This is a genomic window from Mesorhizobium sp. M0998 (genome assembly GCF_040318885.1).
Taxonomy (GTDB): domain Bacteria; phylum Pseudomonadota; class Alphaproteobacteria; order Rhizobiales; family Rhizobiaceae; genus Mesorhizobium.
Map to the genome: position 1 here is coordinate 90,687 of NZ_JAMYND010000008.1, position 13,848 is coordinate 104,534.

The 13,848-nt window shown below is 62.6% G+C and carries 7 protein-coding genes and 1 tRNA gene; 4 read left to right on the forward strand and 4 right to left on the reverse strand.

The window, feature by feature from the left end; all coding sequences use genetic code 11:
• Positions 1-52 precede the first annotated feature (52 nt).
• From rpsA to aroA, 3 genes are all read right to left on the reverse strand, one after another.
• Positions 53-1,750, reverse strand: a complete 1,698-nt coding sequence (rpsA, locus tag NKH59_RS10175) for a 30S ribosomal protein S1 (RefSeq protein WP_023676278.1) — start codon at positions 1,748-1,750, stop codon at positions 53-55.
• Between the two features lie 203 nt (positions 1,751-1,953).
• The gene (cmk, locus tag NKH59_RS10180; protein WP_353021690.1) at positions 1,954-2,604 is read right to left on the reverse strand and encodes a (d)CMP kinase; all 651 of its coding nucleotides are present in this window, start codon (positions 2,602-2,604) and stop codon (positions 1,954-1,956) included.
• Positions 2,605-2,877: 273 nt separating this feature from the next.
• A complete protein-coding gene (aroA, locus tag NKH59_RS10185; RefSeq protein ID WP_352769039.1) occupies positions 2,878-4,236 on the reverse strand; it encodes a 3-phosphoshikimate 1-carboxyvinyltransferase in 1,359 nt (452 codons plus the stop codon).
• A 194-nt stretch (positions 4,237-4,430) separates the two neighbouring features.
• Here aroA and NKH59_RS10190 point away from each other — a divergent pair, with 194 nt between their 5' ends.
• Together NKH59_RS10190 and NKH59_RS10195 are read left to right on the forward strand one after the other, a co-directional pair.
• Positions 4,431-4,820, forward strand: coding sequence for a TIGR02300 family protein (locus tag NKH59_RS10190; RefSeq protein WP_023676282.1), 390 nt, complete (start codon positions 4,431-4,433; stop codon positions 4,818-4,820).
• Between the two features lie 163 nt (positions 4,821-4,983).
• Positions 4,984-5,059 (forward strand) — tRNA-Ala (locus NKH59_RS10195).
• Between the two features lie 229 nt (positions 5,060-5,288).
• On the opposite strand, the gene NKH59_RS10200 is transcribed toward NKH59_RS10195, so the two are convergent.
• Positions 5,289-5,837: a hypothetical protein gene (locus NKH59_RS10200; protein WP_352767277.1), complete on the reverse strand. Its 549-nt coding sequence runs from the start codon at positions 5,835-5,837 to the stop codon at positions 5,289-5,291.
• A 44-nt stretch (positions 5,838-5,881) separates the two neighbouring features.
• On the opposite strand from NKH59_RS10200, the gene NKH59_RS10205 reads away from it, so the two are divergent.
• Positions 5,882-11,593 (forward strand): HAMP domain-containing protein, encoded by a 5,712-nt coding sequence (locus NKH59_RS10205; RefSeq protein ID WP_353021752.1) that lies wholly within the window; start codon positions 5,882-5,884, stop codon positions 11,591-11,593.
• Positions 11,594-11,645: 52 nt separating this feature from the next.
• Positions 11,646-13,712, forward strand: a complete 2,067-nt coding sequence (locus NKH59_RS10210) for a PAS domain-containing hybrid sensor histidine kinase/response regulator (RefSeq protein ID WP_352813849.1) — start codon at positions 11,646-11,648, stop codon at positions 13,710-13,712.
• Positions 13,713-13,848 lie beyond the last annotated feature (136 nt).

Genomic DNA, 13,848 nt, shown 5'->3' on the forward strand with positions numbered 1-13,848 from the left:
TCCGGCGGGGCTTTTTGTTTCGTTTATAACCCGCGCGAGGCGCGGTGTTGGCTTAGCTGCCCTGCTTCTTCAGCGCGGCACCCAAAATATCGCCCAGCGAAGCGCCGGAATCGGTTGAGCCGTACTGAGCGACCGCTTCCTTCTCTTCGGCGATTTCCAGCGCCTTGATCGAGACCTGCAGCTTGCGGGTCTTCTTGTCGAAGGCGATGACGCGGGCGTCGACTTTCTGGCCGACGGTGAAGCGCTCGGGGCGCTGCTCGTCGCGGTCACGGCTGAGGTCGGAGCGCTTGATGAAGGTCTCGATGCCGCTGTCGACCAGCCGCACTTCCAGACCGCCATCCTTCACGCCGATAACCTCGCAGGTGACGACTGCGTTCTTGCGCAGTTCGCCTGACGTCGCTGCTTCGCCGACCGTGTCCTTGGCCAGCTGCTTGATGCCGAGCGAGATGCGCTCCTTGTCTATGTCGACGTCGAGCACCTGCGCCTTGACCATGTCACCGCGATTGTACTCCTCGATCACCTGCTCGCCCGGACGGGTCCAGTCGAGGTCGGAAAGGTGGACCATGCCGTCGACGTCGCCTTCGAGGCCGATGAACAGGCCGAACTCGGTCTTGTTCTTGACCTCGCCCTCGACCTGGCTGCCGACCGGATGGCTGCGCGCGAAGGCCTCCCACGGGTTCTCCAGCGTCTGCTTGAGGCCGAGCGAGATGCGGCGCTTGGCCGGATCGACTTCGAGCACCACCACGTCGACTTCCTGCGTTGTCGACAGGATCTTGCCGGGATGCACGTTCTTCTTGGTCCACGACATTTCCGAAACGTGGATGAGGCCTTCGATGCCCGGCTCCAGCTCGACGAATGCGCCGTAGTCGGTGATGTTGGTGACGGTACCCTTGATCTTCTTACCGATCGGGAACTTGGTGCCGATCTCGGACCACGGATCGCTCTCGAGCTGCTTCATGCCGAGCGAGATGCGGTGGGTTTCCTGGTTGATGCGGATGATCTGCACCTTGACCGTCTGGCCGATATTGAGGATTTCGGTCGGATGATTGACGCGGCGCCATGCCATGTCGGTGACGTGCAGCAGGCCATCGATGCCGCCGAGGTCGACGAACGCACCATAGTCGGTGATGTTCTTGACGACGCCTTCGACCACCTGGCCTTCTTCGAGATTCTGCACGATTTCCGAACGCTGTTCGGCGCGGCTTTCCTCAAGCACGGTGCGGCGCGACACCACGATGTTGCCGCGGCGGCGATCCATCTTTAGGATCTCGAAGGGCTGCGGGTTGTGCATCAGCGGCGAGACGTCGCGGATCGGGCGGATATCGACCTGGCTGCGCGGCAGGAAGGCCACGGCACCGTCGAGGTCAACGGTGAAGCCGCCCTTGACCTGGTTGAAGATGACGCCTTCGACGCGTTCGCCCTTGGTGAACTTCTCTTCGAGACGGACCCAGCTCTCTTCGCGGCGGGCCTTTTCGCGCGACAGCATGGCTTCGCCAAGCGCGTTCTCGATACGCTCGACATAGACCTCGACCGTGTCGCCGACCTTGAGGGTCGTGTCCTTGCCCTTGACGCCGAATTCCTTCAGCGGCACGCGGCCTTCGACCTTGAGGCCAACGTCGATGATGGCCATGTCCTTTTCAATGGCAGTGATGATGCCCTTGACGACCTGGCCTTCGCCGGAATGGCCGGCGGAAAATGATTCTTCGAGCAGGCTCGCGAAATCATCGCGAGTGGGGTTTGCAACTGACATAGTTTCTCCTGGAATGCCCCGCATCTGTCGCGGGGCGGGCGCCGTGGGTTAGCGTTGCGTTGGCCTGCCGGCGTTCCGGGCAAAAAGCCCTTGGCCGCCCTTGAGCGGCAATTCCGGCGCATGAAGAATGCTGGCAGGCTGGTTCACGCCCAATATGGGAATTCTTTTGTCGCCGGCAATCGGCGGCGGCAGGAAAACCCGGCTCAGGCTTCGTTTCTCTTAGCCAGGACGTCGTCGATGATCGCCTGAGCTGCCAGAAACGCGGCCTCTATAGCCATTTCCGACGTGTCGAGCAAGTGCGCATCGGCGGCCGGCTTCAAGGGCGAGTCCATGCGGCCCATGTCGCGCTCGTCGCGGCGCACGATATCGGCAAGGATTTCATCGAAATTGGCAGTGCCGCCGATGCTCTCGATTTCATCCAGCCGCCGCTTTGCCCGCACCTCGGCGCTGGCCGTGACATAGAGTTTTACGTCGGCATCGGGACAGACGACAGTGCCGATGTCGCGGCCGTCGAGCACCGCACCCGGCGGGGTTTTTGCAAAGGCACGCTGCTTGTCCACCAGTATGCGCCGGACCGACGGGATGACAGCCACTTTCGAAGCCGCCTCGCCGACTGCGTGTGCCGAAAGCACGGCGCGGTCGAGCTTTGCCAGATCGACCTGGCGGGCGGCAGTCTCGGCGGCCGAGACATTGTCGAGCGGCAGGCCGAGCCGGAGCAGCGAATGCGCCACCGCGCGATAGGTAAGACCGGTGTCGAGCAGGTTCAGCCGGTAGTGATCGGCCAGCCGCCGGGCAAGGGTGCCTTTGCCGGCGCCGGCAGGGCCGTCGATGGCGATGGTGAAGGTTGGGGTCATTGGCCGCCCACCGGAATCGAAAAGCGCAATGATCCAGCTAGGCGTGGCGATCCTTCGCGCCCCCCTCTGTCCTGCCGGACATCTCCCCCACTCGGGGGGAGATCGGCGGCCATCGCGGCTTTCGCCAATTGTCTACGTCGCAGGATTGAGCGGAGCGCCGAAGCTGCCAATCTCCCTCCTTGTGGGGGAGATGTCCGGCAGGACAGAGGGGGGCGCTGTCCCGCCGACGTTCCAGTTTGGCCCCAACCCCCAAGGCTATTGATTGCCATCAAGCTACTCGATCTCCGCACCGAGCCCCTTCATCAGCCCCATGAACTCCGGAAAGCTCGTTGCGATCATCGCCTGATCGTCGATGGTCACCGGTTTTTCCGTCGCCAGCCCCATCACCAGAAAGCTCATGGCGATGCGGTGGTCGAGATGGGTCTGGACGATGGTGCCCTGTCCGTTGGGATGCTGGCCGAGGCCCTTGCCGCCGGGTTTTCCGCGCACGACAAGCGAGGCCTCGCCCTCGGTGCAGTCGACGCCGTTGAGCTTCAGCCCGTTGGCGACCGCCGACAGCCGGTCGGATTCCTTCACGCGCAGCTCTTCCAGCCCGAGCATCAGCGTTTCGCCCTCGGCGAAGCTCGCCGCCACGGCAAGCACCGGATACTCGTCGATCATGGTCGGCGCCCGTTCGGGCGGCACGGTGACGCCCTTCAGCTCGGAATAGCGCACGCGCAGATCGGCGACATCCTCGCCGCCTTCGTTGCGCGGATCGATTATGTCGATGCGCGCGCCCATTTCCTGCAGCGTCAACAGAAGTCCGGTGCGGGTCGGGTTCATCAGCACGTTTTCGATTGTAATGTCCGAGCCGGGCACGATCAGCGCCGCCACCAGCGGGAAGCCGGCCGAGGAGGGGTCGCCAGGCACTGCGATCGTCTGCCCCGTGAGCTTGGCCTGGCCTTCGATGAAAATGTGGCGCACGCCGCGCTCGTCGGTCTCGACCGACAGATTGGCGCCGAACCCCTTGAGCATCTTTTCGGTGTGGTCGCGCGTCATAACCGGCTCGATGACGGTGGTGATGCCCGGCGTGTTCAGCCCAGCCAGCAGCACCGCCGACTTGACCTGTGCCGATGCCATCGGCACGCGGTAGGTGATCGGAGCAGCGTGCTTGGGCCCGTGCAGCGTGATCGGCATGCGGTCGCCGGGCGTCGCCTTCAGCACCTGCACGCCCATCTGGCGGAGCGGCTCGAGCACCCGGCCCATCGGCCGGCCGGACAGCGAGGCGTCGCCGATGAAGGTGGTTTCCATGTCATAGGTGCCGACCAGGCCCATGGTGAGGCGTGAGCCGGTGCCGGCATTGCCGAAATCGAGCGGGCCTTCCGGCTGCAGCAGCGCGCCGTTGCCGGTACCGCGGATCACCCACTCAGCGCCATGCTTCTCGATATGGGCGCCCATGGCCTTCATGGCAGCGCCCGTACGCATCACATCCTCGCCTTCCAGCAGCCCGGTGATGCGGGTTTCGCCGGAGGCCAGGCCACCGAACATGAACGAGCGGTGCGAGATCGACTTGTCGCCCGGCACCCGTGCCGCGCCTGAAAGGCCAGATGATTTGCGGGCGGTGGCCTGCTTCGGGGCGGCAGTGTGCGACATGGTTCTTTCCTGGAAACGCCGGCGGCCGGCCATTTTCTGCTGGTTTGCGGGGTCTCCTATCATGGCGTGCCGAAATGGTCATCCCCTTGGTATGAAGGCCTTCGAATTCAAGCTTTTTGGGACGCCGGCTTTTCGCTTTGACAGCGCCGTAAACTCTGGTTAAGGGGACCAAACTTTCATCGACGAGGCTTGCTGTGGCAAAACCCGAACTTGGCACCAAACGCATCGACCCGGAGACAGGTCGAAAATTCTATGACTTGAACAAGGACCCGATCGTCTCGCCTTACACGGGCAAGAGCTATCCGCGCTCCTATTTCGAAGAAGGCAAGATCGCCGCCCTCGAGGAGGAAGAGGAAGTTGCCGAGAAGGAAGTGGACGCCGAGGAGGAAGAGGGCGTCGAGGTCGTCTCGCTCGAAGAGGCGGACGAGGACGCGAAGGCCGACGAGCTTCCCGATCTCGGCGATGACGAAGACGACGTTGACCTTGGCGATGACGAGGATGACACGTTCCTCGCCGACGAGGAGGAAGAAGACGACGACGTTGCCGACATGATCGGCGTCGGCGAAGACGACGACGAAGTCTGAGCGAACCGCATTCGCCGGCTTTCGCGGCGCTGCTTAGAAAAAGCGGTTCTTGAAAGCTTGATATTGACTGAAGGCGGGGTTAGAAGCCGCCTTCACTAACGGCGCGGTCTAGAACCCGCGCCGGATCTCTTCGCCGGAAACGGCGCCGGTGAACTGCCGGAGTGGGGCCATAGCTCAGTTGGGAGAGCGCTTGAATGGCATTCAAGAGGTCGTCGGTTCGATTCCGATTGGCTCCACCAGTTCTCTCCGCGAAAATCAGCAGAACGGCCGCCCCGCCCGCCGGGCTGGCCGCCGCCTATCGCAGAACCTAGCTGAGACTAGTTAATCGGCCGCCCGGCTTGGGCTCGCCGATCCGTTCAGAAGTAATGAGCCCGTGCCCGGTCTGTGCATATTTCTGGCTGTGGTTTGAACCGCGAGCACCGGTCTGGACCAGGCCGCGGGCTGAAATGACCGCTGCGCAAAACTCCGTTACTTGTTGCAGTTCTGCATATCCGACGTCATGGCGCCGCTGGGGGTATTGTTGTCGGTATCGCTGCTCGCCGTATCCTTACAGCGGTCCTCCATACCGTTTGTCTGCGGCGTGGTGGCGTTCGTTGCGTTCGGATCGATCGTGTTCGGGGTAGTTGCGCTGCCGGTCCCGGTGTTGCCGCCGGAAGTGCCTGTGTTGACGCCGGTATTGCCATCGGCGCTACCGGTCCCGGAGCCCATGGATTGTGCCATGGCAGATGTGGCCAGGCCGATAGCAAGTAGGGATGCAGAGAGAATTTTCATCATCTTAGTGTCTCCATCGAGTTGCATCGCTGGATCGCGATCTATACCAACGAGAGTTTTTTCGAGATGTTCCGTTGGGCAGAAATATTGATCGATACAATCATTATGGATCTTTGTTGCTCGTCGTTTCGTGAATGCGGCTGCGAAATTCCTGCCGCATAGCGGCAATTTCGTCTGGAACCAAATCGAGCATGCCGCGTTCTTGCGCTTGCGGGGAGTTGTGTCGGCCGCAGGGGACAGTTTCACCAGGACATTCAAGAAATCCGTGAGCTGGGAGGGGCGCTGTGAGCGTGCTTGCATCCACAAGGCAATTGGACCGTCGTCAAATACTGAACGCGCTGAAGGCTTTTCGGAGCGGTGATTTCTCCGTTCGTATCGACAATGTCTACGCCGGCCTTGATTCCGAGATCGCCGACACCTTCAACGAAATCGTAGAACTCAACGATCAGGTCACGCGCGAGTTCGAACGCCTCAGCAAGGTCGTCGGCAAGGATGGCCGGATCGGCGAACGCGGCCGTGTCCGCAACGCCACCGGCAGTTGGGAATCGAGCGTCCGTTCCGTCAACGATCTGATCGAGGACATGGTTCAGCCGACGGCCGAAGTGGCGCGCGTCATCGGCGCGGTGGCCAAGGGTGACCTGTCGCAGACGATGATGGTCGAAATCGACGGCCGGCAGCTGCGCGGCGAGTTTCTGCGCATCGGCAAGATCGTCAACACCATGGTCGGGCAACTGGCCTCCTTCGCCTCGGAAGTGACGCGCGTGGCGCGCGAGGTCGGCACCGAAGGCAAGCTGGGCGGCCAGGCTCGCGTGAAAGGTGTGGCCGGAACCTGGAAGGACCTGACCGACAACGTCAACGCCATGGCGACGAACCTGACCGGGCAGGTGCGCAACATCGCCGAGGTGACGACCGCCGTCGCTTCCGGCGACCTGTCGAAGAAGATTACCGTCGACGTGAAAGGCGAAATCCTCGAACTCAAGAACACCATCAACACGATGGTCGACCAGCTCAATTCCTTCGCCTCGGAAGTGACGCGCGTCGCGCGCGAAGTCGGTACAGAAGGCAAGCTCGGCGGTCAGGCGCGCGTCGAAGGTGTCGGCGGCACCTGGAAGGACCTGACCGACAACGTGAACCTGATGGCCGAAAATCTGACAGGCCAGGTGCGCAATATCGCCGAGGTGACCACGGCCGTGGCGCTTGGCGACCTGTCGAAGAAAATCACGGTCGACGTCAAGGGCGAGATCCTGGAGCTGAAATCGACGATCAACACCATGGTCGACCAGCTGAACTCATTTGCCGGCGAAGTGACGCGTGTCGCCCGCGAGGTCGGTACCGAGGGCAAGCTCGGCGGCCAGGCTCAGGTGCGCGGCGTCGCCGGCACCTGGAAGGACTTGACCGACAACGTCAATTCGATGGCCGAGAACCTGACCGGCCAGGTCCGCAACATCGCCGAGGTGACGACTGCGGTCGCTTCGGGCGACTTGTCGAAGAAGATCACCGTCGCCGTGCAGGGCGAAATCCTCGAGCTCAAGGACACCATCAACACGATGGTCGACCAGCTCAATTCCTTCGCCTCGGAAGTGACGCGTGTGGCGCGCGAGGTCGGAACCGAAGGCAAGCTCGGCGGCCAGGCCGAGGTGAAGGGCGTCGGCGGCACCTGGAAGGACCTGACCGATAACGTCAACCTGATGGCCGCCAACCTGACCGGCCAGGTCCGCAACATCGCCGAGGTGACGACCGCCGTTGCCCGCGGCGACCTGTCGAAGAAGATCACCGTCGACGTCAAGGGCGAAATCCTCGAGCTCAAGGACACCGTCAACACGATGGTCGATCAGCTCAATTCCTTCGCCTCGGAAGTGACGCGTGTGGCGCGCGAAGTGGGGTCGGAGGGCAAGCTCGGCGGTCAGGCGCATGTCGAGGGCGTCGGCGGCACCTGGAAAGATTTGACCGACAACGTCAATGCCATGGCCGGCAATCTGACCGTGCAATTACGCGACGTCTCCAAGGTAGCAACCGCGATTGCGACCGGCGACCTGACCCAGAAGATCACCGTCGATGCATTGGGCGAGATCCTGCAGATCAAGGACGTCATCAATACGATGGTCGACCAGCTGAATTCCTTCGCCTCCGAGGTGACGCGCGTGGCGCGCGAAGTCGGTTCGGACGGCAAGCTCGGCGGCCAGGCGCAGGTGCGCGGCGTTGCCGGTACCTGGAAAGACCTGACCGACAACGTCAATGCAATGGCCGCCAATCTGACCGGCCAGGTGCGCAACATCGCCGAGGTGACGACGGCAGTGGCGCTGGGCGACCTGTCGAAGAAGATCACCGTCGATGTGCGCGGCGAGATCCTCGAGCTGAAGGACACCATCAATACGATGGTCGACCAGCTGAATTCCTTTGCCTCGGAGGTGACGCGCGTGGCGCGCGAGGTCGGCACCGAAGGCAAGCTCGGCGGCCAGGCGCAGGTGCGCGGCGTTGCCGGCACCTGGAAGGATCTGACCGACAATGTGAATTCGATGGCCGAGAACCTGACCGGCCAGGTCCGCAACATCGCCGAGGTGACCACCGCTGTGGCGCGCGGCGACCTGTCGAAGAAGATCGCCGTCGACGTCAAGGGCGAGATCCTGGAGCTGAAATCGACGATCAACACCATGGTCGACCAGCTGAACTCCTTTGCCGGCGAAGTGACGCGTGTCGCCCGCGAGGTCGGCACCGAGGGCAAGCTCGGCGGCCAGGCGCGGGTCGAGGGCGTCGCCGGCACCTGGAAGGACCTGACCGACAACGTCAATCTGATGGCGACGAACCTGACCAACCAGGTGCGCGGCATCGCCGATGTCGTGACCGCGGTCGCGCAAGGCAATCTCAAGCGCAAGCTGACGGTCGATGCCAAGGGCGAGATCGCCTCGCTCGCCGACACCATCAACGGCATGATCGAGACGCTGGCGACCTTCGCCGACCAGGTGACCAACGTCGCCCGCGAAGTGGGCATCGAAGGCAAGCTCGGCGGCCAGGCCCGGGTGCCCGGCGCTGCCGGCCTTTGGCGCGACCTGACCGACAACGTCAATCAGCTCGCGGCCAACCTGACCACCCAGGTGCGCGCCATCGCCGAGGTGTCGACGGCGGTGACCAAGGGCGATCTGACCCGCTCGATCAGCGTCCAGGCCTCCGGCGAGGTGGCGGCGCTGAAAGACAACATCAACGAGATGATCCGCAATCTGAAGGACCAGACGCTGAAGAATGCCGAGCAGGACTGGCTGAAGACCAATCTCGCCCGCTTCTCGCGCATGCTGCAGGGCGAGCGTGACCTGGCCACGGTCTCGCGCCTCATCATGTCCGAACTCGCCCCGCTGGTGAATGCGCAATATGGCGTGTTCTATGTGACCAACCGCGACGAGGATGAATTCTATCTGGAGCTCGCCGCCTCCTATGGCGCCGAAAGCAAGGCGGAAATCAAGCAACGCCTCGATCTGCGTGAAGGGCTTGTCGGGCAGAGTGCCGCCGACAAGCGCGCCATCATGCTGGACAATGTGCCGCCGAATTTCCTGCGCGTTACCTCCGGCCTTGGCAATGCCGCGCCGGCGAACGTGATCATTCTTCCGGCTCTGTTCGAGGACGAGGTGAAGGCCGTCATCGAACTCGCCTCGTTCAGCGAATTCCGCGACACGCACCAGTCCTTCCTCAACCAGCTGATGGAATCCGTCGGCATCGTTCTCAACACCATCGCCGCCACCATGCGCACCGAAGGCCTGCTCAAGCAGTCGCAGCTGCTGACCTCGGAATTGCAGGCGCGTCAGACCGAACTGACCAAGAAGCAGGAGGAGCTGCACGCCACCAACGAGGAGCTGCAGGAAAAGGCGCAGCTGCTCGAGAACGAAAAGAAGCAGGTGGAGAACAAGAACCTGGAAATCGAGATGGCGCGGCGGGCGCTGGAGGAGAAGGCCGAGCAGCTGGCGCTTACCTCGAAATACAAGTCGGAATTCCTCGCCAATATGAGCCACGAACTGCGCACGCCGCTGAACTCGCTGCTCATCCTTTCAAACCTGCTCGCAACCAACCAGCAGGGCAATCTCAACGACAAGCAGGTCGAGTTCGCGCGCACCATCAATTCGGCCGGCACCGACCTTTTGAGCCTGATCAACGACATCCTCGACCTGTCGAAGATCGAATCGGGCACCGTCTCGATCGACATCAACGACATGCCGGTGGTGCATCTTCGCCAGCACATGGAGCGAACCTTCCGGCAACTGGCGACCGACAAGGGACTTGGCTTCACCATCAACGTCGATCCCGAGCTTCCGGAGACCGTCCGCACCGACGAGAAGCGATTGCAGCAAATCGTGCTCAACCTTTTGTCGAACGCGTTCAAGTTCACCTCGCAAGGCGAGGTCCGCTTGAATTTCCGGGCCGAAAAGGCGGGCCGTCACAACGGTTCGGCGCAACCCATGGAGGCGCTCGCGATCGTCGTCAGCGATACCGGCATCGGTATTCCGCAAGACAAGCAGAAGCTGATCTTCGAAGCCTTCCAGCAGGCCGACGGCACCACAAGCCGCAAATATGGCGGCACTGGGCTTGGGCTTTCGATCAGCCGGGAGATTGCCCGGCTGCTTGGCGGCGAATTGAGGGTCGAGAGCACGCCGGGCAAGGGTTCGACGTTCACTCTGGTCATTCCATTCGACGGACCCCGGATGGCCTTGGCCCCGCAAGCGGCGTTGCTGCCGGCGATGGAGGTGGCCGCGACGACGGCGCAGCCGAGCCCGCCGTCCTCCGAATTGCTCGATGACCGCGACACGATCTCGTCGGAAGATCGGGTCGTGCTGATCGTCGAGGACGATCCGACCTTCGGCGGTTTGCTGCTCGGCCTTGCACGTTCGGCCGGGCTGAAAGGCGTCCTGTCGACCGCGGGCTCCGGCACGCTGGCTTTGGCACGCAAGCTGGTTCCCGACGCGATTACGCTCGATCTCGGACTATCGGATATCGACGGCTGGGTGTTGTTCGATCTGCTTCGCCATGACCCGAAAACCAAGGACATTCCCGTTCATGTCATCTCGGGCGCCGAAGACATCGAGGTGCTTGCCCGCAAGGGTGCATCCAGCATTTCAACCAAGCCCGTATCGTCGGACGAACTGATGAAGGTCTTCCACGACATTCATTCCAGAAAGGTCCGCGTCCAGCGCCGCGTCCTGATTGCCGATCCCGATCCCGAGCGCCGCCTTTCGCTGATCGACGCGATTCGCGACGGCGTCACCTCGGTCATGGCGATCGGCCGCGTCGCCGCGAATGCGGACGATATCGGCATCGCCGGCTATGATGCCGTTGTGCTCGGCTTTGGCCGCTCGGCCAAGGACAACGCCCAGATGCTGGATGAGATTGCCGTCCTGTTCGGACAGTCGGTGTCGCGGCTGCTGTTCTTTGCGCCTCATCCGGAAGCGCTGCAACAGTCGCTTGCCTTGCATCCGGCATTGGCAGACGTTCCCCGGGCGGAGAATTTCGCGCAGCTGGCTCTCCTGATATCCGCGACGCTCCCGGGGCGGGGCCACGACAACAATAGTGCGGCAGCCGAACAGCCGGACAAGTTCGACCTCGCCGGCGCAAAGGTCCTCATCGTCGACGACGACATCCGCAACATCTATTCACTCACCAGCGTTCTCGAGACCTATGACATCCAGGTGCTGCATGCGGAGCGTGGCCGGGAAGGTATCGCGCTTCTGGAGCAGAGCCCGGACATCGATGCGGCACTGATCGATATCATGATGCCGGAAATGGATGGCTACGAGACGATGCGGCAGATCCGCAGCATGCCGGCGATCGCCCATATCCCGTTGATCTCGGTCACAGCCAAGGCAATGAAGGGCGACCGGCAGAAGTGCCTCGACGCCGGCGCCTCCGACTACATCGCCAAGCCTGTCGACCTTGATCTGCTGCTGGCATTGCTGCGTGTCTGGATCGGCCGTTCGCGATCCCGTGTTCATGGTCCGGAAAAGACGCTCATGGCAGTGAACTGACGGCCGCTCGATGCAGAAACTGTCGAGAAACGGAGCAAGGAAGCTGGAGGTTATGGCGCCGGCAGCAGGGCCGGCAAAGGCGCGCATCCTGGCCGTGGATGACGACGAGCGCAATCTGCTGGCGATCGGCGAGGTTCTGGCCCCTATCGGTGAAGTCGTCTGCGTGCAGTCGGGCGAAGAGGCGTTGCGCGCACTGCTGAAGGAGGATTTCGCAGTCATCCTGCTGGATGTGCTGATGCCCCGGCTGGATGGCTACGAGACCGCGGGATTGATCCGCCAGCGCGAGCAATCCAGGCGAACGCCGATAATTTTTCTCACCGCCATCAACAAGGAAGACGCGCACATGCTGCGCGGCTACGACGCCGGCGCGGTCGATTACGTGTTCAAGCCTTTCGACCCGGCCATGCTGCGTTCCAAGGTCGCCGTGTTCGTCGAACTTCATGAGAAGACGCTGGAAATCCAGCAAAAGGCGGCTGCCGAGCAACGGCTGCTGGCCCAGGCACTGCAGGCGCAGAAGGAAAAGCTCGAGGCCGAGCGAGCCCTGCGCAGCGCCCAGGAGCGGCAGCATGCCATTTTGAGCTCTCTTCCGGTCTGCTTCCACGCAAGGGCGGCGGAGCCGCCGTTCGGCGCCAGCTTTGTCACCGAAGGGGTCGAACGCCTGACCGGCTTTCCTCCCGAACGCCTGACATCCGATCCAGGCTTCGGCCTGAGCCGGGTTCATCCCGACGATCTGCCGAGAGTGAGGGAGGTCCTGCTCGCAGCCAAGGCCGCCGGCTCCTACACCTGCGAATTCCGCTGGCAATGCGCCGACGGCAATTACCGGATTTTTCTCGACCAGGGCGTCCTGTCGAATGGCTCCGACGGCAAAGAGCCTGAGATCCTCGGCACGTTGCTGGACGTTACCGAGCGGCGCGAGCTTGAGAACCAGCTGCTGCAATCGCAGCGCCTCGACGCGATCGGCAAGCTTACCGGCGGGCTGGCGCATGATTTCAACAATCTGCTTGCCGCAATTCTCAGCGGATTGGGATTGCTCGAGCGCCACGCCGAGTTCGATGGACAGACCAGGCAGGTTCTGGAACTGACACGCCGGTCGGCAAAACAAGGCGCCGAGCTCGTCAACCGCATGCTTGCGTTCTCGCGCCGCCAGACGCTGAGGCCGCAGGCCGTGCGCCTCGCCGCGCTCGGCGATACAATGAACGGGTTGGTGGCCCCGGTCCTGGGCGGCCTGATCCGTTTCGATTGGCTTGTCGACGACACTGTGTGGCCGGCGCATGTCGATGCCAGCCAGCTGGAGCTCGCGCTGATGAACCTGGTCTTCAACGCGCGCGATGCCATGCCGTCCGGCGGCACGATAATCGTGGAGGCGCAAAATCGAACGCTAGGCCGTGCAGCCGAGGATATTTCGGCGGGCGACTATGTCGTGGTCACCGTCAAGGACACCGGGTCGGGCATACCGGCTGACATTCTCGCCAAGGTCGTCGAACCGTTCTTCACCACAAAACCGGTCGGCAAGGGCACTGGCCTCGGTCTGAGCACGGTGCATGGTTTCGTCAAGCAATCGGGCGGCACGCTTCGCATTGAAAGCACCGTCGGCAGTGGAACATCCGTCCAGCTCTGGCTGCCGCGTTCAATCGAGCGTCCGGTCGAAATCCCCGAGAAATCCGATGCCGACGACAGCGTCGTGAATGCCGGCGAGGACTATCCATCGGTCCTGCTGATCGACGACAGCAACGTACTGCGGGAACTGACGGCGCAATCGCTTCGCCAACACGGCTTTGCGGTTACCTGTGCCGCGGGCGGTGCCGAAGCGCTGGCGATGATCGAGCGCGCGCCGTACGATTTCGATGTCATCGTCACCGATTTTGCCATGCCGCTCGTCTCGGGCCTGGAGGTCATTCGGTTCGCCCGCAATCTGCGGGCCGATTGGCCGGCGGTGATGATAACCGGATATGCCGATGCCGACGCGATCGCCGGCCGGCCCCCCGACGTGCCGCTGCTCGGCAAACCGCTGCGCGATAAGGATCTGGTGGAGAGCATTCTTGCAGCGGCCGCGCGCGCCGGCTCGCAGAAAGCCAGGCAGGCCCAGCCGGTGAAAGGCGGGTACCGGTTTTCGACCTGAGGAGACAAGCCTCATCGAATCGAAACGGTACGTTCCGTATCCTCGATCGTCCGCGACATCCAGCCTGTGCGCAACACGGAGCGCCGGCCATGCCGCGCTCGACGGGCTGTGATGCGATTGATAAGCCCTCTCCGCA

Bases quoted from the DNA above. Each gene is read 5' to 3' on its own strand.
- cmk (WP_353021690.1), bottom strand. From the start codon at position 2,604: ATGACCCCAACCTTCACCATCGCCATCGACGGCCCTGCCGGCGCCGGC.
- rpsA (WP_023676278.1), bottom strand. From the start codon at position 1,750: ATGTCAGTTGCAAACCCCACTCGCGATGATTTCGCGAGCCTGCTCGAA.
- aroA (WP_352769039.1), bottom strand. From the start codon at position 4,236: ATGTCGCACACTGCCGCCCCGAAGCAGGCCACCGCCCGCAAATCATCT.
- NKH59_RS10210 (WP_352813849.1), top strand. From the start codon at position 11,646: ATGGCGCCGGCAGCAGGGCCGGCAAAGGCGCGCATCCTGGCCGTGGAT.